Raw genomic sequence first — 24,165 nt, 5'->3', positions numbered from 1 at the left:
CGGGGTTACGCGTTGTGCCCTTGCAGACGATCCGCACCGCCTTCAGCCAAGCCACGTTCCTGCAGGCGATCCGCACCGCCTTCAGCCAGACCGCGTTCCTGCAAGCGATCCGCACCGCCTTCAGCCAGACCGCGTTCCTGCAGACGATCCGCACCGCCTTCAGCCAGACCACGTTCCTGCAAGCGATCCGCACCGCCTTCAGCCAGGCCGCGTTCCTGCAAGCGATCCGCACCGCCTTCAGCAACACGACGGTCCAGCAGACGGTCGGAACCGCCTTCGGCTACGGAGTTACCTTGCAGGCGATCCGCGCCACCTTCAGCGACAACCGGGTGAGCAAAAGCGTTTGCAGCGAGTACCGAGAAAGCGAGGCTAAGCAAGAGTTGGCGTTTCATGGTGGTGTGCTCCGAGTGTTTTAGTTGGGTGCCGTTTGGCATGGGGTTGATGTTACGCGTTGGTTTTTTTAAGAGAACTTCATTGAGCTGATGGTGACTATCGATGCCAGCGATGACCCGTTTTGGGGCGGGTCATCGCGGTGACGGTCAAGGCATCTGCGGCCGTTCCTGAGGGCGCAGGTCGAACACCAGCACCTCGGCATCCTCGCCGTGGCTCAGGTTGATCTGCCGTTCATCCCGCACGCGGGCACCGTCGCCTTCCTGCAAGCGCTGGCCGTTGACTTCAACGCTGCCGCGGGCCACATGGATGTACACATGGCGATCCGGCGGCACGTCCAGCGTCGCGGCTTCGTCGCCGTCGAACAGCCCGGCATACACCCGCGCATCCTGGCGCACATTCAGCGAACCCTCGGCACCTTCCGGCGAGATGATCAATTGCAAGCGCCCACGTTTCTGCGCCTCGCTGAAGTGCTCCTGTTGATAGCGCGGCTCGGCGCCGACCACATTCGGCACGATCCAGATCTGCAGGAAGTGCACGCCCTGGCGTTGGCTATGGTTGAACTCACTGTGCGCCACGCCGCTGCCGGCGCTCATCAACTGCACATCGCCAGGGCGAATCACCGAGCCGGTGCCCAGGGTGTCCTTGTGTTCCAGGGCGCCTTCGAGCACGTAGGAGAAAATTTCCATGTCGCGGTGCGGGTGCTGGCCGAAGCCTTTGCCGGCGGCAACGCGGTCATCGTTGATTACCAGCAGGTCAGAAAAACCCTGCTCGGCCGGGTTCCAGTAGTTGGCGAACGAGAAGGTGTGAAACGACTTCAACCAACCGTGATTGGCGGCGCCGCGGTCCGAAGCTTTGCGAAGGGTCAGCATGGTCTTGTCCTCAAGTGAGAGCGGGCTGCGTCATGCAGGGCTCTTGCGTTGAGAAGAAGGTTAATGGTTAGCATGGAATTCATTAAGAAGATGAAAACTGAATAACTGTCTCTATCAAGTTGACAGTAAAAGGCATGCCATAATGGCGCCTCGACTTCCTTCTCGATGGACTTTCTCTGCATGAAAACCGTGGCCATGGCGCTGTTTCCGGACTTTTTGCTGCTCGATATGGCCGGTCCACTCGAAGTGTTTTCCATCGCCAATCGCTACCTGCCGGCGAACGCTCACTATCAGATCCTGACCATTGGCACCGAACCTGGGCTGCTGCGCGCCTCCAATGGTGTGCAGGTGCAACCCGACCTGTTATTGGCGCAGGCTCACGACGCCTATGACCTGTTGCTGGTGCCGGGCGGCCCCGGTGCCTATAACGAGTGCCATCCTGCGCTGTTGCCCTGGCTCAAGGCCGCCGCACCCAAGGCGCGACGCTTTGGCTCGATCTGCACCGGTGCCTTTGTGCTGGGGCATGCCGGACTGCTCGACGGCCACCGCGTGACCACCCACTGGCATTACACCGAACGCCTGATCAAGGGCTTCCCCAAGGCTATAGTCGAGACCGATCGTATCTATTTGCAGGATGGCCGCTTGATCACCTCCGGCGGGGTGACCGCCGGTATCGACCTGGCGCTGTCGGTCGTCGCCCAGGACCATGGCAAACAAGTGGCGGTGGACGTGGCCAAGGTGTTGCTGGTGGTGATGAAACGCCAGGGCGGCCAGGCCCAGTTCAGCCCGATGACGGCGGCTGTGGCGCCGTTGGAAACGGCGATCACCCGTGTGCAGAACCAGGTGCTGGCGCAGTTGGACCAGCCCTTTACCATCGACTCAATGGCCGCGTTGGCGGGCATGAGCGCGCGGCACTTCACGCGGCTGTTTGCCAAGGAGGTGCAGATGACGCCCATGGCGTTCCTGCAAGGCGCGCGCATCGACCGCGCCCGGCAGTTGCTGGAAACCACGGATCTGCCACTCAAGACCGTGGCGTTTCGCGCAGGGTTTGGCAGCGTGCGGCATATGCGTTTTCTGTTCAGTGAAAAGCTCGGCCTGAACCCTACGCAATACCGACAACAGTTCAGTTAACGACAGGATGTCTGTTTCGCGCACCTGATTGGCCGTGGCGCTCCCCGTGCCAGCATTGTCCTGTCATGGCGAGCTGGCAAGATAGCCACAGGCCCATGGAAAAGGATGCGCAAACGCCCAAGGCCGGGTGTTCCAGCGCTTTGACCCGCATGCACAACCCACACGCAGTCAGCTTTGGCCCCTACACCTTTCACCGCCAACAGCGCCTGGTCAGCAAGGCAGGCCTGCCGGTGCCGCTGGGTGGGCGTGCGCTGGATATCCTCGCGGTACTGCTGGAGACGCCTGGGCAATTTGTGCGCAAAGACACGCTGATTGCGCGGGTCTGGCCGCGCAGCGTGGTGGAAGAGAACAACCTGCGCGTGCACATCGCGGCCCTGCGCCGTGCGCTGGACGGGCAGCGCTATATCCTCAATGAACCCTTGCGTGGCTACTGCTGTGTTGCGCCGTCCAGCGTCGCATCGGCGCTGCCCTGGCACAATCTGGCCGTGCGACTCAGCCCGGTGCTGGGCCGTGATGAGCTGTTGGGCACATTGGTGCGGCGCTTGTACAGCCAACGCCTGATCATGCTCACCGGCTGCGCTGGCGTGGGCAAGAGCACCGTGGCCCTGGCCCTGGCTGAACGCGTGTTGCCGCGTTATCGCGACGGCGTGTGCTGGGTGGATCTGGCAGCGGTGCAGGGGCCAACCCACATGCTGCCTCATCTGGCCGCAACGCTGAACCTGCAACCCTGTGGCAGCGCCAACGCACTGGCCGAGCAGTTGGCGGTGCGCCAGCTGTTACTGGTACTCGACGGCGCCGATGTGTTGCTCGGCGCCTGCCGCCACCTGGTGCGCACGTTGCAGGCACACGCGCCGCAGGTGACGGTGGTGTTGACCAGTCGTGAAGCCTTGCAGGTGCCCGGCGAATGGGTGCAACACGTGCCCAGGCTGGCGCTGCCGATGCCCTCGGCCTGGCGCGGTGTCGAACAGGCGATGGCCGCTGCGGCGGTTCAGTTATTTGTCGCACGGTTGCGTGCCGGTCAGCAGGGCTTTGTGCTGCGTGCCCAGGATTTGGCGCCACTGCGCGACATCTGCCGGCGGCTCGACGGTATTCCCCTGGCCCTGGAACTGGCGGCGGCCCAGGTCGATGCCCTGGGCATACGGGGTGTGCACGAGCAGTTGCAACAAGGCTTGCAGGTGTTGACGCGCGGCAGGCGCACGGCAGTGGAACGGCACCAATCCCTGATCGCGGCTCTGGACTGGTCGTATCAGCGCCTGAGCCTGCCGCAGCGTTGGCTGTTGCTGCAGTTGGCGCTGTTCAAAATGGCCGTGACCTTGCCGCGCTTGAGCGAGCTGGTGGCAGGCACCGAGCTGGAACACGCCGACCTGTCCTACCTGCTGTCGCGTCTGGCGGCCACCTCGATGCTGGCGGTGGAACCGGGCCCTGGCCCTGCGCGTTACCGGCTGCTCAACAGCGTGCGCAGCTACGCCCTGGCGCTACTGCGCGACCCGGCGCAAGTCGCGCAGTTGCAAAAGGGGTATGGGCATTACCTGGGCTGCAGTTCAGGCCGGCCGTTTGTCCTGCAACTCGTCGAGCAGGCGGCGTACACAGACTAGGTCGTGGGTGGCAAAGCCTTCGTTGAATTGCGTGTAGAGGGCGTTCAACAGGTCGCGCGCCGCCTGCCGCCGTCCTTGGCTCTGCCATAGGCTTGCCAGCGACGTTGCGCTGCGTAACTCCCAGGCCAGCGCGCCTTGCTGATGCGCCAGGGCCAGCGCCTCCAGCAGCAGCGTTTCGCGCGCGTGAAGGTCAGGTAACGCCTCGGCTCGCACGCGCAGAATCTCGGCGCTGCACCAACCGGCCGCGCCACTTCTGGCGCGTTCAAACACTTCATCATCTACGTCGATGGCGTTGAACGTCACCAGCGTGTCCCGGACCAGGCCCAGCCCTTGCAAACCCGCCTGCGGCGCCGTGCCCGCGTAGTGCTGCGCCCAGGTATGAAACAGCTGCACCGAGTGTTTTTGTGCCTGTTGCAGCAACAGGTCGAGCAACGAGCGCGCCGCGGCGGTATCGCCGTTGTAGCGGGCGATCACCACGCCGGCCAGGGCCAGCGTGTAGCAGATCGAGGTGCCGTGGTTGATCTGCAGCGCCAGCTCCAGCGCCTGGTTGGCGGTGCGCCAGGCACGCTCCGCAAAACCCCGTAGCCACAGGGTGCGCGCAAGCATTGTCAACGACGCCACACTCTGGTCGTATTGCACGCCAAAGCCATGGGTGAACCGATTGAGATGGCCGCTGTGGGCCATGCGCTGGATCACTTGTTCGGCGTTGTGCAGCGCCAGTGCCTGGTTGCCGGCAAAGTGCTGCGCCAACACCCGCAGGCGCTGGGCGCTGAGGTCCAGCAATGGCTCGGATTGTGGACCGAGCTGATCGAAGTGCAGGCTCTGTGCCAACGCCTCACGGTAGTTGCCGCTGCACAAATTCACCGCCATATGGCCCGACACCGCCCGTAGCTGGCCGGTGAGGTCGTTGCTCGCTTGTGCCAGGCGCAGCGCGCCGGCAAAGGCTTGAATGGTCTGTGGCGTGCTGCCCTGGGCGTGGTAGGAGAAACTGCCCAGCGCCAGCTGCAATTCCATCTGCAGGCGTTGGCTCGGCGCGGTTGACTGCGCCAGCCGCGCCAGGGCCTTGCCCACGTACAGCCCGTGCTCGTGCAGCAGCGACAGTTCCTGCCACAACGGCATCGCACTCACCGTAAGGCGAATACCCAGCAGGTGCGCACCCATCTCGCCCAGGCACCAATCGAGGGCGGCGCGGATGTCTTCGCGCAGCGGGGCATAGCGGCTGATCCACGCCTGGGTCGCGATCAGTTCCCAGTCCTCCCGGGCCTGTTCCATCAGCGCCAGGCAGCGCGCCGCGTGGCGCTCGCGGGTGGCCTCAAGCTCCGCGGCCACGCTGAGTTTTTCCAGCGCGTAGGTGCGGGTGATGTCGAGCAAGCGATAGACCACGTCGTCATCGCCAGCCTCGACGTTGAGCAGCGACTTGGCCACCAACTGGGTGATCGAGCCCAGCACCTCGTTTGGCGCGATCCGCTCCCCGGCGATCACCGCCGCTGCGCTGGCCAGGCTGAACCCGCCACGAAACACGGCCAGGCGCCGCAGGCAAATCTGCTCGCAGGCCGTCAGCAGCTCGAAACTCCAGTCCAGCGTGGCGCGCAGGGTTTGCTGACGGGGCAGGGCGCTGCGTCGGCCACGCACCAGCAGGCGAAAGTTGTCTTCCATCTGCACCAGCAGCCCCGGCAGACCGAAGCGCTGGATCTGCGCCGCCACCAACTCGATCGCCAGGGGAATGCCGTCCAGGCGCTGGCAGATATCAATGGCCAGCGGCAGTTGCGCTTCGCTGAGTTCAAAACGGTCTTGATGGGACATGGCGCGTTCGATCAGCAACTGCAACGCCGGGTAGCCGAGGGCCTGGGCACGGTTGCCGGTGGCGGGCGGGCAGGCCAGCGGCTCCAGGCGCTGCACGTATTCGCCCTCGGCCCGCAGCGCTTCGCGGCTGGTGGCCAGGATGTGCACGTGGGGCGCGTGGCGCAGCAGGGTTTCGCTGATCAGGGCGATGTCGTCGAGCAGGTGTTCGCAATTGTCGATCACCAGCAACAGCTGACGCGCGTGCAGGCTGCGGGCGAAGGTCAGCAGCGGCTCGTGCGCTTGGGGCGTGAGGTCGAGCAGCGTGGCGAGGTTGGGCAGGATCATCGACGGCGCGCTCAGCGGTGCCAGGTCCAGCAGGCGAATGCCGTCGCGGTAATGCCCGATCAGCAATTCGGCCACGCGCAGCGCCACGGTGGTCTTGCCGATGCCGCCTGCGCCGGTCAGGGTGATAAAGCGTTGCTGCGGCAGTTGCTTCACCAATGCATCAATCAGCGCCTGGCGACCGATCATGCGCGTGCGCCGCAGTGGCAGGTTATGGCCCTGGCTGTGGGGCAGGCCGTCGGCAGGAATCGTCATCGGTTCGATGCTCAGTGGCGCAACAAAACTGTAGCCGCGCTGGGCCACGGTGACGATGTAGCGCTGCCCGGCCTGGCCATCGCCGAGTGCCTTGCGCAACGCCGCCATGTGCACCCGCAGGTTGCCGTCTTCCACCACCGTTTTCGGCCAGACCCGCGCGATCAATTCCTGCTTGCTCACCACATTGCCGGCCTGCTCCAGCAGGATCAGCAAAATCTCCACCGCACGCCGTCCAAGGCGCAACGGGCGACCGGCCTCCAGCACCAGGCGTTGGCGCGGGTGGATGCAGTAGGGGCCGAAATGCACGGCCTGGTCGCTGAGGTCACTCATGGTGGCCCATGCTCGGAAAAAAGGGTTCGGCCAGCATATTCCAGGTGCGTACAGACCACTAGGCCGCAATCACTTGCGGCTTGTGACGTAAGTGGTGGTTTCGCCAGGTCATCGGGTTGACGCCTTCGCTGCGCGTGAACATGTGGCAGAAGTGCGCCTGGTCGCAAAACCCGCATTCCAGGCTGATTTGCGTGAGGCTCAAGGAAGAGCCGGTGATCAGTTCCTTGGCTCGCTGGATACGCTGTTGGCGAATCCACTCCTGCGGCGACAGCCCGGTGGTGCACTTGAAGGCGCGGGAGAAGTGGCTGCGCGACAGCGCGCAAGCCTGCGCCAGGTCGGCAATTGCCAGGCTTTCGCCGAGGTTGGCAAGGATCAGTTGTTTGGCAATGCGCTCGCGTCGGGGGCATAGGCCGCCGGTCGCGGAGAAGCGCGGAGCACAGTACTCAAGTCGGGCCATGACAAATATCCGTAGTCGATGGGAGCGTTCCCGGTGAATGGATCCAGTGTAGACCGCTTCATTTTTGGCGCCGGACCGTCTGGCTGACGAGTTAATCGTTGTTAATTTCGCCAGGTCAGGGCGCGGAAAAGACAGCACAGGCGTGCAATCGCCGCATGGCGGTATCTGCTTATCTGGCGGCCTGGAAACCGTTTGGAAGCCGCCATGAACCGCAACGACTTGCGCCGCGTCGACATGAACCTGCTGGTGATTTTCGAAGCATTGATGTTCGAGAAGAACCTGACCCGGGTTGCCGAGAAGCTCTTTATGGGCCAGCCGGCGGTGAGTGCGGCGCTTGGGCGCTTGCGGGATTTGTTCGACGACCCGTTGCTGCTGCGCAATGGGCGGGGCATGGAGCCCACGCCACGGGCGCTGGCGATACTCAAGGAGTTGCAACCGGCCATGGACACCATTTCCGGCGCGGTCAGCCGTGCCAAGGATTTTGACCCTTCCACCAGCTGCGCGGTGTTTCGTATTGGTTTGTCGGATGATGCGGAGTTCGGGTTGTTTCCGCCGCTGCTCAGTCAACTGCGTGAGGAGGCGCCGGGGATTATCGTGGTGGTGCGTCGGGCCAACTACCTGCTGATGTCGGCGTTGTTGGCCAGCGGGGAGATTTCGGTGGGGGTGAGTTACACCACGGAATTGCCGGCGAATGCCAAGCGCAAGAAGCTGCGGGATATTCCGTGCAAGGTGCTGCGTGGGGATGACGGGGAGGCGCCGCTAACCCTGGATGATTACTGCGAGCGGCCGCATGCGATGGTGTCGTTTTCGGGGGATTTGAGCGGCAATATCGACCTGGACCTGGCGCGGATCGGCCGGGCGCGCAGGGTGGTGTTGGCGGTGCCGCAATTCAGTGGGTTGCGGGCGTTGTTGGCGGGCACGCGGATTATTGCGACGGTGCCGGATTATGCGGCCTGTGCGTTGACTGAGGGGACGGTGTTACGGGCGCAGGATCCGCCGTTTGAGATTGAGGCGGCGGAGTTGTCGATGGTTTGGAGTGGGGTGCATGATAATGACCCGGCGGAGCGGTGGCTGCGGTCGCGTATCAGTGAGCATATGTCGCGGGCGGTTTAGGCGTGGCGGCCTCTGGGCCGACCAGGTTGGGGGTTGGGTTGGGTGCATATCCGTTGCTGCGGTCACGGCCACTTAGGGTTCCGCTCTTACAGCGGGTCACTTTTGGCAAACGCCCCAAAAGTAACCAAAAGGTCTTTGCCCCACCACTCGGTGCCTCGCCTAGGCTCGGCATGCCCTCACTCCGGCTTGAATCCGTGGGCCGCCGCGACGGGCCATCCATGGCCCAACGCGGCTAACCCGGCGTCCTGCCGGGTTACCCACGGATTCAAGCCTACGTTCGGCCAGCGTGGTTGACGGGGCCTGTCAGATCAAGATCAAAAGCAGAGCACGGCGGCCTAGTAGCCGACCTGAGTGGTTGAAGCAAAAGCGGATCAAAAGCACAGCAACACACTTCTGTCCAATGCACAGAGATCTAAATGTGGGAGCGGGCTTGCCCGCGATGCAGGCACCTCGGTCTATCGGGCACAACCAGTTGATGCCATCGCAGGCAAGCCAGCTCCCACCTTTGACCGAGTACAAACGACTCCCATCTATCTGATTCACAGAAATCCAAATGTGGGAGCGGGCTTGCTCGCGAATGCGGTGGGTCAGTCAGCTCATGTATCACTGGTAGGCCGCCTTCGCGAGCAAGCCCGCTCCCACAAGTTGACCGAGTTCAGCCTCCACCACTGCACTGCTTTGCTTTTCTGTGGGAGCTGGCTTGCCTGCGATGCAGACACCTCGGTGTGTCAGGTACACCGGGTTGATGCCATCGCAGGCAAGCCAGCTCCCACATTTGATTGAGTTCAGCTTCCAGGATCAGGTCGGCTGTCAGGCCGCCTCGGCTTTGCTTTTGATCTAACCACTCAGGTCGGCTACCAGGCCGCCGTGCTCTGCTTTTGATCTTGATCTGCTTTTGACTTTGATCTTAGGCGCCCCGTTAAACCACGCTGGCCGAACGCAGGTTTGAATCCGTGGGTAACCCGGCAGGACGCCGGGTTAGCCGTGTTGGGCCATGGATGGCCCGTCACGGCGGCCCACGGATTCAAGCCTTCGTTCGGGCACACCGAGCCTAAGCGAGGTGCCGAGTGGTGGGGCAAGAGCCCTTTGGTTACTTTGGGGCTTTTCCAAAGTGACCCGCTGTAAGAGCGGAACCCATAGCGGCCGTTACTCAAATAATGGATATGTACTCAACCCAACCCCCCACATGGTCGGCCCAGAGGCCGCCACGTCAAACAGCACATACATCCAATTCCAACCCCCCCATTGCCCCCCAAACTCCCCCTATCGCACAACTCTCCAGGGGGGAATCAAAACCATGGACCCAACACCCAAAACCAGCCCCGACGAAGTCGTCACCCTGGTCGTCAAACACCTGATCAAACCCGGTCGCGAAGCCGACTACGAAGCCTGGCTACGCCGCATCGTGCGCATCGCTGGCGAACGCCCAGGCCACCTCGGCGTCGATGTCGTGCGCAGCAAACAAAACCGCCTGGCGCTGTTCACCTGCGTCCTGCGCTACCGCTCCACCGACGACCTCGAACGCTGGCTCGACTCCCCCGAGCGCCAAGCCCTGATCAACGAAGCTACGCCCATGCTCGCCGACGGCGACAACACCGAAATCGGTGCCGTCAATGAGTTCTGGTTCGCCCCCCTGGCCGACAGCGCCGCCAAACCACCGCGCTGGAAACAAGCCGTGGTGACCCTGTTTGTCATCCTGCCGCTGACCCTGCTGATTCCGATCGTCTGGGGCCCGGTGTTACGCCTGCATCCGTTCCTCTCCAACTACGTGGTCGCAACCTTCCTGGTCACCCTGACCATCGTGCTGCTGGTGGTCTACCTGCTGATGCCGGCCGCCACCCGCCTGTTCGCTCCCTGGCTTGAAGCCTCTGTAAAGGAAACCCTATGAACGCCGATCTGATTCTGTTCAATGGCCAGTTCCACACCGTGGACCGTGAAAACCCGCGTGCCACCGCCGTTGCTATTCACCAGGGCCGCTTCGTCGCGGTCGGCACCGACGCCCAAGCCATGGCGTTGCGTGGCAGTGGCACGCAGGTCATCGACCTTAAGGGCCGCACCGTCATCCCTGGCCTCAATGACTCGCACCTGCACCTGATCCGTGGCGGGCTGAACTACAACCTCGAACTGCGCTGGGAAGGCGTGCCGTCCCTGGCCGATGCGCTGCGCATGCTCAAGGATCAGGCGGATCGCACGCCTACGCCGCAGTGGGTGCGCGTGGTCGGTGGCTGGAACGAATTCCAGTTCGCCGAAAAACGCATGCCGACCCTGGAGGAGCTGAACCAGGCCGCGCCGGACACGCCAGTGTTCGTGCTGCACCTGTACGACCGTGCCTTGCTCAACCGCGCCGCCCTGCGGGTGGCCGGCTATACCAAAGACACGCCGAACCCGCCGGGCGGCGAGATCGTGCGTGACAGCAACGGCAACCCCACCGGCATGCTGGTGGCGCGGCCTAACGCGATGATCCTCTATGCAACCCTGGCCAAGGGGCCGAAATTGCCGCTGGAATATCAGGTCAACTCGACCCGACAGTTCATGCGTGAACTCAATCGCCTGGGCCTTACCAGTGCGATCGATGCCGGCGGTGGCTTCCAGAATTATCCCGATGACTACGCGGTGATCGAGCAACTGGCCAAAGATGAACAGCTGACGGTGCGCATCGCCTACAACCTGTTCACCCAGAAGCCTAAGGAAGAACTCAGCGACTTCAAGCACTGGACCGGCAGCGTCACCCTGCATCAGGGCGATGACTACCTGCGCCACAACGGCGCCGGCGAGATGCTGGTGTTTTCGGCGGCGGACTTCGAAGATTTCCTTGAACCGCGTCCCGACCTGCCGCTGACCATGGAGCAGGAACTGGAACCGGTGGTTCGGCATCTGGTCGAGCAGCGCTGGCCATTCCGCTTGCATGCCACTTACAACGAATCCATCTCGCGCATGCTCGACGTGTTCGAGAAGGTCAACCGCGACATTCCGTTCAATGGCCTGCCGTGGTTTTTCGACCACGCCGAAACCATCACCCCGCACAACATCGAGCGCGTGCGTGCGCTTGGCGGCGGTATCGCGATCCAGGATCGCATGGCGTTCCAGGGCGAATATTTTGTCGAGCGTTACGGCGCCAAGGCGGCCGAAGCCACGCCGCCGATCAAGCGCATGTTGGCTGAAGGCGTACCGGTCGGGGCGGGCACCGATGCCACACGGGTGTCGAGCTACAACCCCTGGACCTCGTTGTATTGGATGGTCAGCGGCCGCACCGTCGGCGGCCTGGAACTGCACGCCGAAGGCCTGCCGCGCCTCACCGCGTTGGAGCTGTTCACCCACGGCAGTGCCTGGTTCTCGTCGGAGCAGGGCAAGAAGGGCCAGATCAAGGTCGGCCAGTTGGCGGACGTTGCCGCGCTGTCGGCAGACTTTTTCAGTGTCGATGAAGAAGCCATCAAGTGGATCGAGTCGGTGCTCACCGTGGTCGGCGGCAAGGTGGTGTACGGCGCCGGCGACTTCGAAGATTTCGCACCGCCACGCGTGCCGGTGCTGCCGGACTGGTCGCCGGTGGTCAAGGTGCCGGGGCACTGGCGCCCAAGTTCAGCGTTACAAGCCCAGGTCCATCAATGCAGCGGCCCGTGTGGCGTGCATGCCCATGGCCATGAAAAAGCGCGCCTTTCCAGCGTGCCGGTCAGCGACTTCCAGGGTTTCTGGGGCGCGTTTGGCTGCTCGTGCTTTGCCTTCTAAAACCCCCAAAGGAGCTACCCCATGACTTACAAACGCTTGAACAAAGACGACGCCGTGGTGCTGTTGGTGGACCACCAGACTGGGTTGATCTCGCTGGTGCAGGATTTCTCGCCCAACGAATTCAAGAACAACGTGCTGGCGCTGGCGGATGTGGCCAAGTTCTTCAAGCTGCCGACCATCCTCACCACCAGCTTTGAAACCGGCCCCAACGGCCCGTTGGTGCCGGAGCTTAAGGCGCTGTTCCCGGACGCGCCGTACATCCCGCGCCCTGGCCAGATCAATGCCTGGGACAACGAAGATTTCGTCAAGGCCGTCAAGGCCACCGGCCGCAAGCAATTGATCATCGCCGGTGTGGTGACCGACGTCTGCGTGACGTTCCCGACCCTGGCCGCGCTGGCTGAAGGCTTCGAGGTGTTTGTGGTGACCGACGCTTCGGGGACGTTCAACGAGGCCGTGCAACGTGCGTCGTGGGCGCGCATGAGCGCAGCGGGTGCGCACCTGGTCAACTGGTTTGCGGTGGCCTGCGAGCTGCAGATCGACTGGCGCAACGACATGGAAGGCCTGGCCAACCTGCTGTCGCCACGCATTCCCAACTACCGCAACCTGATGAACAGCTACTCGGCGTTTACTGCCAAGTAACCCCGCAGACAGGACACCGCTGAACCCTGTGGGAGCCGGGCTTGCCCGCGATGGCGCAGCATCAGTCGACATCACGGTTGGCTGACGCTGCGCTGTCGCGGGCCAGCCCGGCCCCCACATTTGATTTGTGGTGCCATGACTGACCGGTTATAAATCAGCAAAATGTCCACCGAGAAGCGACAATGAACCCCTTCGAAGACATGCGCCTGTTCTGCCAGGTCATGGAGTCCGGCAGCTTTACCGCCGCCGCCGAGCAACTGGGCCTGTCCAAGCAATTTGTCAGCCGCCGCCTGATTCAGCTGGAAGACCGCCTGGGCGTGCGCCTGCTCAACCGTTCCACGCGCCGCCTGGACGTCACGCCGCTGGGCCAGAGTTATTACGAATCCGCCTTGCGATTGCTCAGTGACGTCGAGCAAGTGGAGCAGGGCATCGCCGGCCAGAACAGCGAGCCGCGCGGCACGCTGCGCCTGAGTGCGCCGCTGTCGTTTGCCATGGCTCACCTGGGTTGCCTGTTGCCGTCATTTCTGCAGCGCTATCCGCACGTGTCGGTGGAAGTCGACCTCAGTGACCGGCCTGTTGACCTGATCGGCGAAGGCTACGACCTAGTGCTGCGCATCGGCACCCTTGAAGACTCGACCTTGATCGCGCGCCGCATCGCCAGTGTCGAGCGGGTGTATTGCGCCAGCCCCGAGTACCTGGCCCGGCGCGGCACGCCGCTCAAGCCCGAAGACCTGGCCGACCACGATTGCCTGCCCTACGGCCACGGCCGCCAGGTGCAGTGGCGCTTCCAGACCAAGGGCAAACTGCAGTCGGTGAATGTCAGCGGGCGCATGCGCGTGAACAACGGCGAGTTGTTGCGCGACACGGCGATTGCCGGATTGGGCGTCACGTACCTGCCAACGTTTATCGTGGCCGACGCGTTGAAGGACGGGCGCTTGGTCACGCTTTTTGAAGACTTCGCCCCTGAAGCGCTGACCTTGTCAGCCGTTTACCCGCAGCACCGGCAGAGCTCCAGACCCGTGCAGGCGCTGGTGGAATTCTTGCGCGAGCGCCTGGCGGGTGGTTGCTGAGCCACTGACACAACATCGCACACCTGTGGGAGCGGGCTTGCTCGCGAAAGCGGTGTGCCAGTCAGCGTATCTGTAGCTGATCCAGCGCATTCGCGAGCAAGCCCGCTCCCACATTTTGATTGAGGTTTGGCTCAGAGATCGACGAGGTTGGCCAACTCCGAACCGTCCACATACCGCTGCAGATTCGCCAGGAACGTATCGGCAATCTCCTCTTGGCTGGCGCTGGTGGAATTCTTGCGTGAACGCCTGGCGGGTGGTTGCTGAACCACTGACACAACATCGCACACCTGTGGGAGCGGGCTTGCTCGCGAAAGCGGTGTGTCAGTCAGCGTATCTGTAGCTGATCCAGCGCATTCGCGAGCAAGCCCGCTCCCACATTTTGATTGAGGTTTGGCTCAGAGATCGACGAGGTTGGCCAGCTCCGAGCCCTGCACGTAACGCTCCAAATTCGCCAGGAACGTATTGGCAATCTCCTCTTGGCTGGCGCTGGTGGAATTCTTGCGTGAACGCCTGGCGGGTGGCTGTTGAACCACTGACACAACATCGCACACCTGTGGGAGCGGGCTTGCTCGCGAAAGCGGTGTGTCAGTCAGCGTATCTGTAGCTGATCCAGCGCATTCGCGAGCAAGCCCGCTCCCACTTTTTGATTGAGGTTTGGCTCAGCGATCGACGAGGTTGGCCAACTCCGAACCGGCCACATACCGCTGCAGATTCGCCAGAAACGTATCGGCAATCTCCTCTTGGCAGGCGCTGGTGGAATTCTTGCGTAAACGCCTGGCGGGTGGTTGCTGAACCACTGACACCACTCAGAACAACTGTGGGAGCGGGCTTGCTCGCGAATACGGTGCATCCGTTACAAATAAGCTGACTGATCCACCGCATTCGCGAGCAAGCCCGCTCCCACATTTTGATTGAGGTTTGGCTCAGCGATCGACGAGGTTGGCCAACTCCGAGCCGTCCACATACCGCTGCAGATTCGCCAGGAACGTATCGGCAATCTCCTCTTGGCTGTTGGTCGAAATCGCCGAGGTGTGCGGCGACAACCTCACCCGCGGATGGCTGTACAACGGGTGCCCATCCGGCAGCGGTTCCGGCTCGGTCACGTCCAGCGATGCCAGGCCAACCTGACCGTTATCCAACGCCTCCAACAACGCCTCTTGATCCAGCAAACCACCGCGCGCGATGTTGATCAGGTGCAGCCCCGGCTTGGCACTGCCGAGCACATCGCGGTTAACGATATGCCGCGTGCTCTCGGTCAGCGGCGCCGCCAGCACCAGATGGTCGGCGCGGGCGAACAGGTCGTGGATATCCCGAGCGGCTTCGACGTCGTCGACGTCAAAAGAGGCATGGCTTTGACGCAAAGCAACCACGTTGATGCCGAGCGCCAACGCCTTTTGCGCGAGGCTTCTACCAATTGCGCCAAAGCCGAGAATGCCCAGGGTAGTGCCCTTGAGTGGGCGCAATGGCGTGAAATTCCAGTGGGCATCCTTCACCCAGATAGCCGGTAAATGCTTGGACGCGGCAAAGATCGCCGCCAGGGCGAACTCGGCGAGGTTGTCGGCGGCGCTGCCACGCGAGGTGGTTACCGGTGGGCCGTTGAACAGCCACTGCGGGTAGAAGTCGATGCCCGACGAGACCAGATGCACCCACTGCGCGCCGTACGGCCAGCCCGGCGGCGGGGTGTCCGGCGCGGTGTAGCCGCGCACGTTGATCGGGCGCAACAAGAGGATATTGGCCTGGGGCGGCAAGTCACTCGGCACACCAGCAGGCACGCCGATCACCTGGGCTTCAGGATGAATCGAGGCGAGGCGTTCGCGGATCACCGCGTTGTAGTCTTCGTCCAGCTGGCTGGCAATAATCACCTGACTCATGAGCGTTCCTTATTCATTTTTGGCCACGTTGGGCGAACACAGCTTTGCCGACGCCTTGCAGCACGGCGTCGTTTTGTGGGGTATGCACGCGGCTGCACAGCACATCGCGGTAATGGCGTTGCAGCGGGCTGTGGCGTGACAGGCCGGGGTTGCCCGAGGCTTCGATGGCCAACTCGACGGCGCGGATCGCGTTGCCGGTCACCAGGTACTTCAACTGCGCGGCATTCGCGGCCGGTGTGTGGCCTTCAGCGGCGGCATCCAGCAGGCTGCGGTTGGCAAACAGCAGCGTGTCGATATGGCCGACGGTTTCCTGAAAGCGCGGCAAGGTCGACAGCGCTGCGCCCAGATTGGATGGTTTGCGCTCCTCCAGCCATTTCACCAGCCAGTCCCGTGCAGCCTGGGCCACGGCGTCATACACCGAAGACAGCAACACTGACATCCACAGGAAACCATCGCCATCCAGCTCTGGCTGCGGCGCACTCCAGGGGCTCACGCTGACGGCGTGGTCCAGCGGCACCAGCACGTTGTCGAGCACCACTTCATGGCTGCAGGTGGCGCGCATGCCCAAGTGGTCCCAGGTGTCGATGATGCTTATGCCGGGGCTATCCCTGCGCACCAGCCAGGCGCCCACCAGCGGGTCGGCGTCATCGCTGCGCGCCCATACGCTGAACCAGCTCAGACCATGGCTGCCGGTGGAGTAAATCTTGCGCCCACTGATGCGCCAGCCTTCGGCGGTGCGCACGGCGGTGGTCGCCGGCAGGCCGCCCCGCGCCGGGGTGCCGAGGTCGGGTTCGACGCGCAGGGCGTTGATCAGCGCGCCGTTGCGCACCGCGTCTTCGGCCACTTGCACGCGCAAGTGCTGGGGCCAGGTCTTGCTGTCTTGCAAGCGCGTGTGTTGCAGGTACTGCATCACCAGGATCAGCGCGGTGGAGGGCTCGCCCTTGGCAATCGCGCTGATCGCCTTGCGCGCCTGGGGCAAGCTGGCACCGCCGCCGCCCAAGGACTTGGGCACAGTGAGGGCGACCAGGCCGCGGTCATGCAGCAGCTTAAAATTGTTGTGGGGGAAAGCACCGCTGGCGTCGTACAGGTGCGCGGTGCTTGCCAGCTCGGCGCTGAGGCGTTCGAGCAGGGCTTCGAAGTTGGCGACTTCCACGCAGCGTAAGGAAGGTTGGGACGTCATGAGCATGTACTCGGTCAAAAATGTGGTCTTAGATAGCGATACGCACGGGCTGTTGGCCCAACAAGCGCTCCACCACCTGCAACACCGGCTCGGCCTCGGTACGCACCAGCCAGTCCGGGCTGACCTCGACAAACGCCACCGTGCCGTCCTGGGCAATCACCACCACGGTTGGCTGCGGCAATTCCCACGTACCGGTGCCGGTGGTTTCGCCGATGCTGCTGCCCTTGGCCAATGCCGCATTGCGCGAGGCTTCGTCAAAGCTGTAAAGAATGCCCAGGCGCCGCCCGAGGGTGTTGTCCGGGTCGCTGGCGACCAGCAGTTTGAGGTCATGGCGGGTCTTGATCTCGACCAGGCGCTGTGGCACTTGCGGGCTGACCGCCACCAGCGGCACGCCCCATTCACGCAGGCGTGGGTAGAGCTGGCGCTCGTAATAGGGCAGGGCGATGTTGCACGCCGGGCAGCCGGCAAAACGGAAGAAAATCAGCACCGCCGGCCCGTCGGCCAGCAGCAGGTCGAGGTTCAGTTCGCCGCCTTCCACATTGAGCAAGGTGAACGGGTCCAGCGCATCGCCCACCTGCACATACGCGTCGGGCTGCGCTTCATCCACCAGGCGCTGGCGCTGGTCGATATTGACCTGCAACGCCGCCGGCGCCCAGGTGGCCACACGTTCGGCATGCAGCTCAGCTAATTGACGGTTGAGGGATTCGCTCATGCCAGCGCCTCCTGTTGTTCTTCGACCTCGGTGGCGACGCTGTAACGGTTGGCCGGCACGTCCAGGCCCAGGTTGTCGCGCAGCGTGTGGCCGCTGTACTCGGTGCGGAACAGGCCGCGCTGTTGCAGCACCGGCACCACCAGCTCGGTGAAGTACTGCAAGCCATCCGGCAGCACCGAGTTGATGATGAAACCATCGCTGGCGCCGGTTTCGAACCAGGTCTGGATCGCATCGGCGACCTGCTCCGGGGTGCCGACAAAATCGCGCTTGGGCCGCGAGAAACGCAGGGCCACTTCGCGCAGGGTCAGGCCTTCGTCCTTGGCCAGTTGCTTGATGCGCTCGGAGCCGCCTTTCTGGCTGTTGGCGCCCAGGTCGCCGAGTTCCGGGAAGGGTTCGTCCAGCGGGTATTGGCTGAAGTCGTGGTCGTTGAACGGGCGGCCGAGAGCGACGATGGCGTCCTCCACGGTGACCAGGTCCACGGCCTGCTGATAGCGGCTTTGCACCTCGGCGGCGTCGCGCCCGACAATCGGGCGGATGCCCGGCAGGATCGACAGGCTGTGGGCGTCGCGGCCAAAGCCCTTGGCGCGGCGCTTCAAGTCGGCGCTGTAGGCTTTGGCTTCTTCAATGTGCTCGACGTGCACGAAAATCGCATCGGCGTTTTGCGCCGCAAAGTTGCGCCCATCCTCCGAGGTGCCGGCCTGGAAAATTGCCGGTTGGCCCTGGCGCGAACGCGCGATGTTCAGCGGGCCTTTGACCGAGAAAAACTCGCCTTTGTGGTTCAGCGCGTGCAGCTTGTGCGGGGTGAAAAACTCGCCACTTTGCTTGTTGTAGGTAAAGGCGTCGTCTTCCCAGGAATCCCACAGGCCCTTGACCACGTTGAGGTGTTCCTTGGCGATGCGGTAGCGCACGGCATGCGGTGGGTGCTCGGCCTTGCCGAAGTTGTCGGCGGTGCCGCTGAGCCATGAGGTGACCACGTTCCAACCGGCGCGGCCGCCGCTGATGTGGTCCAGCGACGCAAACTGGCGTGCCACCTGATAGGGCTCGCTGTAGCTGACCGTCACCGTGGCAACCAGGCCAATGTTCGTGGTCAGTGCGGCGAGGGCCGAGAGAATGGTCAGCGGCTCGAAGCGGTTGAGGTAGTGCGGGCTGGACTTGGCGTGGATATGCAGGCTGTCGGCGATGAACACGAAATCGAATTTGGCGCCTTCGGCCAATTCAGTCTGCTGCTTGTAGAAACCAAAATTCGTACTGGCATTCGGTTGCGCCTGCGGGTGGCGCCATTCACCCCAGCCGTGACCGACGCCGTGAACCATGGCGCCCAGCTTCAAATGGCGTGGCTGCAATTGACCTGGCTTGCTCATGTGTAGCTCCTTGCTTAGCGCGATGCTTGGGAAGTGGGAAAACGCTCGGCGTTAAAGCTCTTGTCGAAACCCTGCGACACGTCGATGTGCCTGGGCAGCAGGCCTTCCTTCTGATAGGTGTCGGCCGTGGCTTGCAGGCCGCTGATCACGCTGTCGTCGATCACGACGGGGCTCAGATGAGTGTCCTTGGCCACCTCGACGTGCACCGCCAACGGCAGGCCGGTGATTTTCGATTGGGCGGCAGCGTATTCATTGGGGTGCGCATTGGCCCACGCATAAGCGCGATCGACGCGGGCGACAAAGTCGTCCAGTTGCGCGCGTTTTTCGCTGATGGCCTGTTGGGTGGCCGCAAAATACAGGTGGTTGCTCAGTAACGGGTTGCCGCTGACCAGCACCCTGGCCTGGCTTTGTGAGGTGACCACTGTGGTGTACGGGTCCCATGTGGCCCAGGCATCGACGGTGCCGTTATCGAGCACCAACCGCGATTCGGCGGGCAGCAGGAATATGAATTGCACATCCTGGGTGGTCAGCCCGGCGCTGGCCAGGGCCTTGATCGCCAGGTAGTGGCCGATGGAGCCGCGGCCGGTGACGATTTTCTTGCCCTTGAGGTCGGCCACCGTCTTGATCGGTGAGTCCTTGGGCACCACCAGGGCGGTGGTGTTGCGCCCTTCGGCGTGGATGATGCTGACCACTTTGAGCGAGGCGCCGGCGCCCAGAGCAAACACATACGGCGCATCACCGAGCGCACCAACATCCACGGCGCCGGCATTCAGGGCTTCGCCCAACGGTGAGGCGGAGGGGAATTCCGACCATTGGAGGGTGTAGGGAACGTTTTGGGTTTCGCCCGAGGCTTCCAGCAGGGCCTTGATGGTGGATTTTTGATTGGCCACGCGCAGCGGTTGCAGGTCGGCGGCCTGGGCGGTGGTGAGCAGGCCAAAGGCGAGGGCGGTGCCCAGCAACAGGCGTTTGAACGCAGGGGTAAAGGTCATGAGCGGTAGATTCCAGACAGATCGAAAAGGTGTGGGTTACCTCCGCCTGGAAAGGGGTCGGTGCGGCCTGCCCCGGTCCGGGGCAGGCGTTAAGGGGGCTCAGATCACATAGAAACCATGGGTGCCGTCGCGGGCCAGCTGCTCGACCAGGCCGAACTCCCAATCCAGGTAGGCCTGCATGGCTTCCTTGGGGCTGTCGGTGCCTTCGTACGGTCGGCGGTAGCGGTCGATACGCGCTGAGGCCAGGTGCGTTTCTCCCGTTTCCAGCGGCAGTTGTTCGGCGATCCAGTGCGTGGTGCCGCCTTGCAGCAGGAACACCGGCTTGCCGGTCAGCGCTTCGACTTCGGCCACCGCCAGGCGTGCCAGTTGGCTGGTGCCGCAGGTCAGCACATAACGCTCGGCGGGCGGTACCTTGGCCAGCGCCTCGGGCAATTGCGCACGCAAGACCCAGTGAGCACCGGGGATATGGCGCTTGACGTAATTGACGCTGGGGGTGAAATCCAGCACCGCCGTGTCGCCGTGGGCGAGCCACTCCGCCAGGGTGTGCGGGCTGATCAACTCGGCTTGCTGCGGCGCGGGCACGGGTGCTACCCAGGCACCGGTTTCGCTTAAGTGCGCTGTTTGCAGGTCGTCGAGCACATGCACCTCCCAGCCCAGTTGCGCGAGCCAGGAGGCGGACATGTTGGCACGTACGCCGTCGTCATCCGCCAGCACCAGGCGCGCACCGCGCACGCTGGCGACGTGATCGGTTTCCTGCACCAGCTGGCCGCCCGGAGTAGAGCGTGCGCCAGGCAAGTGGCCGGCTTCGAATTCTTCCGGGGTGCGCACATCGAACAGGTACGTGGTGCGGTGCGGTTCCTGCTGCCAGCGTTGCAGATCAGCCAAAGTCGCACGGCCGACGCGGGCTTTGTCGGCCACGCGGCGCGCGTCCCGGGCGGCGATCTGGCGGTGTTCTTCGCGGGTTGGCGCAAAGCGCCGCGACTGGCCGTGGGCGAGTTTCTGCCCGGCCAGGGTCCAGCCGATGGTGCCGTTACGCAGCGCCGACACCGGGTTGGCGATGCCAGAGTTGATCAGCGATTGAGTGCCAATAATGCTGCGCGTGCGCCCGGCGCAGTTGACGATGATGTGGGTGGACGGGTCCGGCGCCAGTTCACGCGCGCGCAGCACCAGCTCGGCACCGGGCACGCTGATGCCGGTGGGGATGCTCATGGTCTGGTATTCGTCGAAGCGGCGCGCGTCGAGCACCACCACGTCGGCTTGGTTGTCGAGCAGAGCCTGGACTTCTTCGGCGGCCAGGGACGGCGTATGGCGCTCGCTCTCGACCAGCTCGCCAAACGCCTTGCTCGGCACATTGACGTCGATAAACAGCTCGCCACCGGCCTTGCGCCAACCGTCCAACCCCCCTTCAAGCAGGCTGACCTGGGTGTAGCCCAGCGCAACCAGGCGCTCGGCAGCGCGCTGCGCCAGCCCTTCACCATTGTCGTAGACGGTGACCTGGGTATCGCGCCGTGGAATGCGCGCGTACACCTCCAGCTCCAGTTTGGACAGCGGGATATTCGCAGCGAACAGCGGGTGCGACTCGGCAAACGGCGCTTCTTCGCGCACATCGACCAGGGCGACTTCTTCACGGTCCAACAGGGCCTGACGGATCTGGGCGAAGCTGCGGTTCGATACGGTGGTCATAGGGCAGGGCTCTTTTCTTTGGACAAATCCCAGATGTTCGGGAGGTAGGCGTTGGAATAACCGGAGATAAACAGTTTCTCGCTGCCGTCGGGCTGATACACCGCGCGGCGTACCGCACCGATATTGGCGCCGTACACATGAATGCTGATCGACACCTGGTCGCTGTGGGCATTGCTGACCTGATGGATATCGCCGACCTTGGGCGACACGGCCTCGACCTGACCCGGCACCAACTGAATCGGCTTGCCCTCGGCAACGAGGCGGCCGTCGGGTGCGCGTTCAAAGCCCTGGGAAAATTCCGAACCGCGCAGCATGCCGATCAAGCCCCACACGCGGTGGTCATGAATCGGCGTGCTTTGCCCCGGCCCCCACACAAAGCTGACGATGCTGAAGCGCTGGCGCGAATCGGCATGCAGCAGAAATTGCTGGTAACGCGCGGGGTCGGGTTGGGCGTATTCGTCGGGCAGCCAGTCATCGTGGCTGACCAGTTGCGCCAAGAGCTTGCCGCCACGGTGCAGCAGGTCGCCTTCGCGTGGATTGCCGTCGATCAATTCCGCCAGGGCGCCTATAAAGGCTCTGAGTCTCTCGGGGTGTCGGGCCTGGGTCATGGCACTTCCATCGCTGCTTTAACGGGGAGGGTTTGATGGGTTTATATAAGCATAATGTTTATAGTTAATATGCTATTTTTTAATGATTAGCTTATAGCTTTAGGTAATTTAGGACCGCTCTGCATAGCGTTAGACGTTATCGATCACAGCGTGGACTATCCATGCAGCGTTCCTGCAACTATGCTTCGCACACATCTTAATGACTGTTCTCTATGTGCGGCCCAAATGAAAATTGACGATATCGATGCCTTTGTCGAAGTGATTCGTTGCCAGTCCATCAGCCATGCCGCCGAGTCGTTGCAACTGACCCAGCCGGCCATTACCCGCCGCGTGCAGAACTTCGAGCAGGCGCTGGGTGTGGAGCTGTTCGACCGCAACACCAAGCCCCTCAAGCCTACGCTGATCGGTACGCGCGTTTATGAACAATGCCGGCTGATCCTGCGCGAAATGGATGCCCTGCGCGAACTGGTGGCCACCGATGCGCCGCCGACCGGCGTATTGCGCCTGGGCGTGCCGCAGACCATCGGCGATGTGGTGCTGCTCGATGCGCTCAAGCACCTGCGCACCGAATACGCCGACTTGCGCACGCAAGTCGCCACGGGTTGGGGCAGCCAACTGGTCGGCAAGATCGAGCGCGGTGAACTGGACGCGGCGGTGGCGCTGTTTCCGGCAGGCAAGATTTTCCCGGACAACATCGTCGGTGAGTCCATCGGCAAAATGGAGTTGGTGGTGGTGTGTGCCAAGGCGCAGTTGCCGAAGAAGCCGTGCAAGTTGGCCGATGTGTACCAGAACGGCTGGATTCTGAACCCGGATGGCTGCGGTTTCCGGGCCGGCTTGCAGCGCACCTTGTCTGATCAGGGGTTGGGATTGCGGGTGAACCTGGAAACCTTCGGCACCGAGTTGCAATTGGGGCTGGTGGCAGACGGTTTGGGCCTGGGGCTGGTGCCGCGGCCTTTGCTGGAGCGCAGCGCTCACCGTGAGCAGCTGGCGGTCATGCCGCTCAAGGATTTCAAGCCGGTGATGGATTTGTGGCTGATCTATCCGCATTTTCTCGGCAACCTGCAGGGGCCGGTGGATGCATTCGGCAAGCTGGTCGCGGACTCGCTGCACAAGATCCGCAACGCCGCCTGAGCGAAGGATAGTTTTTATAAAAAAAAATAATAATTAGCTTAGATTAAAATGTGCTTTTTATTATTTTTCGGCATCCCCTAGGCTGCCTGGAAGTCCTTAAGGCCATCCAGGAAGTTTTGCCATGAGCAGCGTCACCTCTCTATCCAGCGTTTCCAGCAACGTCCGCCAGCGCGTATCGCCCGAAGAGTGGGAGGTGCGCGTCAAACTGGCCGCGGCCTATCGGCTGGCGGCGTTGTACAAGTGGACCGATCACATCTACACGCACTTCTCGGCCCGCGTGCCGGGTCCGGATGAGCATTTCCTGATCAATGCCTTTGGCTTGTTGTTCGATGAAATCAGCGCGTCCAACCTGGTCAAGGTTGACCTTGACGGCACGATTGTCGACGACCCTACGGGCCTGGGCATCAATTACGCAGGTTATGTGATTCACAGTGCCATCCACGGCGCGCGGCATGACCTGCAAGCGGTGCTGCACACGCATACCCGTGACGGTATTGCGGTGTCGGCGCAGAAGGACGGGCTGTTGCCGATTTCCCAGCACTCTATCGCGTTCTCCGGGCGTGTCGCGTACCACGGCTATGAAGGCGTGGCGCTGGACCTGGACGAGCGTGAGCGGTTGGTGGCGGACCTGGGGGACAAGAGTGTGATGATTTTGCGTAACCATGGGTTGTTGACGGCGGGGGTGAGCGTTGAGCATGCGTTTCAGCAGCTGCAGGGGCTGGAGCGTGCGTGCAATATCCAGGTGGCGGCGCAGGCGGGCGGGAATGCGCAGTTGATCTTTCCGCCGGCGGAGGTGGTGGCCAAGGTTGAAGAGCAGGCCAGGGTGTTCAGCAACGGGGCCGGACCGGGTGTGGCGCGGCATTGGAATCCTTTTTTTCTTCCGTTTCCTCCTCCTTCTCCCAAGTATAAAAACTGACGTCGGTAGTGGTGG

At 62.7% G+C, this 24,165-nt stretch carries 21 protein-coding genes; 9 read left to right on the top strand and 12 right to left on the bottom strand.

Features of this window, described 5'->3' with window-relative positions; all coding sequences use genetic code 11:
- Window positions 1–5: 5 nt before the first annotated feature.
- Together AACW30_RS21065 and AACW30_RS21060 are read right to left on the bottom strand one after the other, a co-directional pair.
- Complete coding sequence (locus AACW30_RS21065) at window positions 6–392, bottom strand: hypothetical protein (protein ID WP_325167603.1); 387 nt, start codon at window positions 390–392, stop codon at window positions 6–8.
- Window positions 393–539: 147 nt separating this feature from the next.
- On the bottom strand, window positions 540–1,262 hold the full coding sequence (locus AACW30_RS21060) for a pirin family protein (RefSeq protein ID WP_106580724.1): 723 nt from the start codon (window positions 1,260–1,262) through the stop codon (window positions 540–542).
- 180 nt (window positions 1,263–1,442) lie between these two features.
- Here AACW30_RS21060 and AACW30_RS21055 point away from each other — a divergent pair, with 180 nt between their 5' ends.
- Together AACW30_RS21055 and AACW30_RS21050 are read left to right on the top strand one after the other, a co-directional pair.
- Window positions 1,443–2,393 carry a GlxA family transcriptional regulator gene (locus AACW30_RS21055; protein ID WP_200625646.1) on the top strand — a complete coding sequence of 317 codons (951 nt, stop codon included), beginning with the start codon at window positions 1,443–1,445 and terminating at the stop codon, window positions 2,391–2,393.
- A 95-nt stretch (window positions 2,394–2,488) separates the two neighbouring features.
- On the top strand, window positions 2,489–3,988 hold the full coding sequence (locus tag AACW30_RS21050; RefSeq protein WP_200625645.1) for an ATP-binding protein: 1,500 nt from the start codon (window positions 2,489–2,491) through the stop codon (window positions 3,986–3,988).
- Here AACW30_RS21050 and AACW30_RS21045 read toward each other — a convergent pair.
- Entirely contained in the window at window positions 3,935–6,697 is a 2,763-nt protein-coding gene (locus AACW30_RS21045; RefSeq protein WP_200625644.1) for an ATP-binding protein, read from the bottom strand. The two genes, AACW30_RS21050 and AACW30_RS21045, sit on opposite strands and share 54 nt — an antisense overlap.
- Window positions 6,698–6,755: 58 nt before the next feature.
- Window positions 6,756–7,154, bottom strand: a complete 399-nt coding sequence (locus tag AACW30_RS21040) for a helix-turn-helix domain-containing protein (RefSeq protein WP_106580720.1) — start codon at window positions 7,152–7,154, stop codon at window positions 6,756–6,758.
- 204 nt (window positions 7,155–7,358) lie between these two features.
- On the opposite strand from AACW30_RS21040, the gene AACW30_RS21035 reads away from it, so the two are divergent.
- The 5 genes from AACW30_RS21035 to AACW30_RS21015 all read left to right on the top strand — a co-directional run bounded on the left by AACW30_RS21035 (window position 7,359) and on the right by AACW30_RS21015 (window position 13,699).
- Entirely contained in the window at window positions 7,359–8,267 is a 909-nt protein-coding gene (locus AACW30_RS21035; protein ID WP_106580719.1) for a LysR family transcriptional regulator, read from the top strand.
- Window positions 8,268–9,564: 1,297 nt separating this feature from the next.
- Window positions 9,565–10,155, top strand: a complete 591-nt coding sequence (locus AACW30_RS21030; protein WP_106580733.1) for an antibiotic biosynthesis monooxygenase — start codon at window positions 9,565–9,567, stop codon at window positions 10,153–10,155.
- Window positions 10,152–11,990 carry an amidohydrolase gene (locus AACW30_RS21025; RefSeq protein ID WP_124417074.1) on the top strand — a complete coding sequence of 613 codons (1,839 nt, stop codon included), beginning with the start codon at window positions 10,152–10,154 and terminating at the stop codon, window positions 11,988–11,990. The genes AACW30_RS21030 and AACW30_RS21025 overlap by 4 nt, the downstream gene beginning before the upstream one ends.
- A gap of 21 nt (window positions 11,991–12,011) precedes the next feature.
- Window positions 12,012–12,629, top strand: coding sequence for an isochorismate family cysteine hydrolase YcaC (ycaC, locus tag AACW30_RS21020; RefSeq protein WP_106580735.1), 618 nt, complete (start codon window positions 12,012–12,014; stop codon window positions 12,627–12,629).
- A 182-nt stretch (window positions 12,630–12,811) separates the two neighbouring features.
- Window positions 12,812–13,699 (top strand): LysR family transcriptional regulator, encoded by an 888-nt coding sequence (locus tag AACW30_RS21015; protein ID WP_200625643.1) that lies wholly within the window; start codon window positions 12,812–12,814, stop codon window positions 13,697–13,699.
- Window positions 13,700–14,094: 395 nt separating this feature from the next.
- Here AACW30_RS21015 and AACW30_RS21010 read toward each other — a convergent pair whose 3' ends face one another.
- The 8 genes from AACW30_RS21010 to AACW30_RS20975 all read right to left on the bottom strand — a co-directional run bounded on the left by AACW30_RS21010 (window position 14,095) and on the right by AACW30_RS20975 (window position 22,103).
- Entirely contained in the window at window positions 14,095–14,238 is a 144-nt protein-coding gene (locus AACW30_RS21010; RefSeq protein WP_200625642.1) for a hypothetical protein, read from the bottom strand.
- A 384-nt stretch (window positions 14,239–14,622) separates the two neighbouring features.
- Entirely contained in the window at window positions 14,623–15,570 is a 948-nt protein-coding gene (locus AACW30_RS21005) for a D-isomer specific 2-hydroxyacid dehydrogenase family protein (RefSeq protein WP_200625641.1), read from the bottom strand.
- Between the two features lie 13 nt (window positions 15,571–15,583).
- Complete coding sequence (locus AACW30_RS21000) at window positions 15,584–16,756, bottom strand: acyl-CoA dehydrogenase family protein (RefSeq protein WP_200625640.1); 1,173 nt, start codon at window positions 16,754–16,756, stop codon at window positions 15,584–15,586.
- Window positions 16,757–16,778: 22 nt separating this feature from the next.
- Window positions 16,779–17,462, bottom strand: a complete 684-nt coding sequence (locus AACW30_RS20995; RefSeq protein ID WP_169366402.1) for a peroxiredoxin-like family protein — start codon at window positions 17,460–17,462, stop codon at window positions 16,779–16,781.
- Window positions 17,459–18,823 carry an LLM class flavin-dependent oxidoreductase gene (locus tag AACW30_RS20990; RefSeq protein WP_179607360.1) on the bottom strand — a complete coding sequence of 455 codons (1,365 nt, stop codon included), beginning with the start codon at window positions 18,821–18,823 and terminating at the stop codon, window positions 17,459–17,461. The genes AACW30_RS20995 and AACW30_RS20990 overlap by 4 nt, the downstream gene beginning before the upstream one ends.
- 14 nt (window positions 18,824–18,837) lie before the next feature.
- On the bottom strand, window positions 18,838–19,812 hold the full coding sequence (locus tag AACW30_RS20985; protein WP_106580741.1) for an ABC transporter substrate-binding protein: 975 nt from the start codon (window positions 19,810–19,812) through the stop codon (window positions 18,838–18,840).
- A 99-nt stretch (window positions 19,813–19,911) separates the two neighbouring features.
- Entirely contained in the window at window positions 19,912–21,495 is a 1,584-nt protein-coding gene (locus AACW30_RS20980; RefSeq protein WP_200625639.1) for a rhodanese-related sulfurtransferase, read from the bottom strand.
- Window positions 21,492–22,103 carry a cysteine dioxygenase family protein gene (locus AACW30_RS20975; protein WP_119735435.1) on the bottom strand — a complete coding sequence of 204 codons (612 nt, stop codon included), beginning with the start codon at window positions 22,101–22,103 and terminating at the stop codon, window positions 21,492–21,494. Before AACW30_RS20975 ends, AACW30_RS20980 begins: the two co-directional genes overlap by 4 nt.
- A 225-nt stretch (window positions 22,104–22,328) precedes the next feature.
- Between AACW30_RS20975 and AACW30_RS20970 the strand changes: the two genes are divergently transcribed.
- Entirely contained in the window at window positions 22,329–23,234 is a 906-nt protein-coding gene (locus AACW30_RS20970; RefSeq protein ID WP_119735434.1) for a LysR family transcriptional regulator, read from the top strand.
- Window positions 23,235–23,355: 121 nt separating this feature from the next.
- Entirely contained in the window at window positions 23,356–24,150 is a 795-nt protein-coding gene (locus AACW30_RS20965) for a class II aldolase/adducin family protein (protein ID WP_200625638.1), read from the top strand.
- Window positions 24,151–24,165 lie beyond the last annotated feature (15 nt).

Origin of the sequence: Pseudomonas sp. MF6747 (assembly GCF_963890955.1) — a bacterium.
Taxonomy (GTDB): Bacteria; Pseudomonadota; Gammaproteobacteria; order Pseudomonadales; family Pseudomonadaceae; genus Aquipseudomonas.
The sequence above is the reverse complement of the archived record's forward strand: the minus strand, read 5'-3'. Positions and strand labels throughout refer to the sequence as shown.

Excerpts from the sequence above, each read along its gene's own strand:
- AACW30_RS21065 (WP_325167603.1), bottom strand. The coding sequence starts at position 392 with ATGAAACGCCAACTCTTGCTTAGCCTCGCTTTCTCGGTACTCGCTGCA.
- AACW30_RS21060 (WP_106580724.1), bottom strand. The coding sequence starts at position 1,262 with ATGCTGACCCTTCGCAAAGCTTCGGACCGCGGCGCCGCCAATCACGGT.
- AACW30_RS21055 (WP_200625646.1), top strand. The coding sequence starts at position 1,443 with ATGAAAACCGTGGCCATGGCGCTGTTTCCGGACTTTTTGCTGCTCGAT.
- AACW30_RS21050 (WP_200625645.1), top strand. The coding sequence starts at position 2,489 with ATGGAAAAGGATGCGCAAACGCCCAAGGCCGGGTGTTCCAGCGCTTTG.
- AACW30_RS21045 (WP_200625644.1), bottom strand. The coding sequence starts at position 6,697 with ATGAGTGACCTCAGCGACCAGGCCGTGCATTTCGGCCCCTACTGCATC.
- AACW30_RS21040 (WP_106580720.1), bottom strand. The coding sequence starts at position 7,154 with ATGGCCCGACTTGAGTACTGTGCTCCGCGCTTCTCCGCGACCGGCGGC.
- AACW30_RS21035 (WP_106580719.1), top strand. The coding sequence starts at position 7,359 with ATGAACCGCAACGACTTGCGCCGCGTCGACATGAACCTGCTGGTGATT.
- AACW30_RS21030 (WP_106580733.1), top strand. The coding sequence starts at position 9,565 with ATGGACCCAACACCCAAAACCAGCCCCGACGAAGTCGTCACCCTGGTC.
- AACW30_RS21025 (WP_124417074.1), top strand. The coding sequence starts at position 10,152 with ATGAACGCCGATCTGATTCTGTTCAATGGCCAGTTCCACACCGTGGAC.
- ycaC (WP_106580735.1), top strand. The coding sequence starts at position 12,012 with ATGACTTACAAACGCTTGAACAAAGACGACGCCGTGGTGCTGTTGGTG.
- AACW30_RS21015 (WP_200625643.1), top strand. The coding sequence starts at position 12,812 with ATGAACCCCTTCGAAGACATGCGCCTGTTCTGCCAGGTCATGGAGTCC.
- AACW30_RS21005 (WP_200625641.1), bottom strand. The coding sequence starts at position 15,570 with ATGAGTCAGGTGATTATTGCCAGCCAGCTGGACGAAGACTACAACGCG.
- AACW30_RS21000 (WP_200625640.1), bottom strand. The coding sequence starts at position 16,756 with ATGCTCATGACGTCCCAACCTTCCTTACGCTGCGTGGAAGTCGCCAAC.
- AACW30_RS20995 (WP_169366402.1), bottom strand. The coding sequence starts at position 17,462 with ATGAGCGAATCCCTCAACCGTCAATTAGCTGAGCTGCATGCCGAACGT.
- AACW30_RS20990 (WP_179607360.1), bottom strand. The coding sequence starts at position 18,823 with ATGAGCAAGCCAGGTCAATTGCAGCCACGCCATTTGAAGCTGGGCGCC.
- AACW30_RS20985 (WP_106580741.1), bottom strand. The coding sequence starts at position 19,812 with ATGACCTTTACCCCTGCGTTCAAACGCCTGTTGCTGGGCACCGCCCTC.
- AACW30_RS20980 (WP_200625639.1), bottom strand. The coding sequence starts at position 21,495 with ATGACCACCGTATCGAACCGCAGCTTCGCCCAGATCCGTCAGGCCCTG.
- AACW30_RS20975 (WP_119735435.1), bottom strand. The coding sequence starts at position 22,103 with ATGACCCAGGCCCGACACCCCGAGAGACTCAGAGCCTTTATAGGCGCC.
- AACW30_RS20970 (WP_119735434.1), top strand. The coding sequence starts at position 22,329 with ATGAAAATTGACGATATCGATGCCTTTGTCGAAGTGATTCGTTGCCAG.
- AACW30_RS20965 (WP_200625638.1), top strand. The coding sequence starts at position 23,356 with ATGAGCAGCGTCACCTCTCTATCCAGCGTTTCCAGCAACGTCCGCCAG.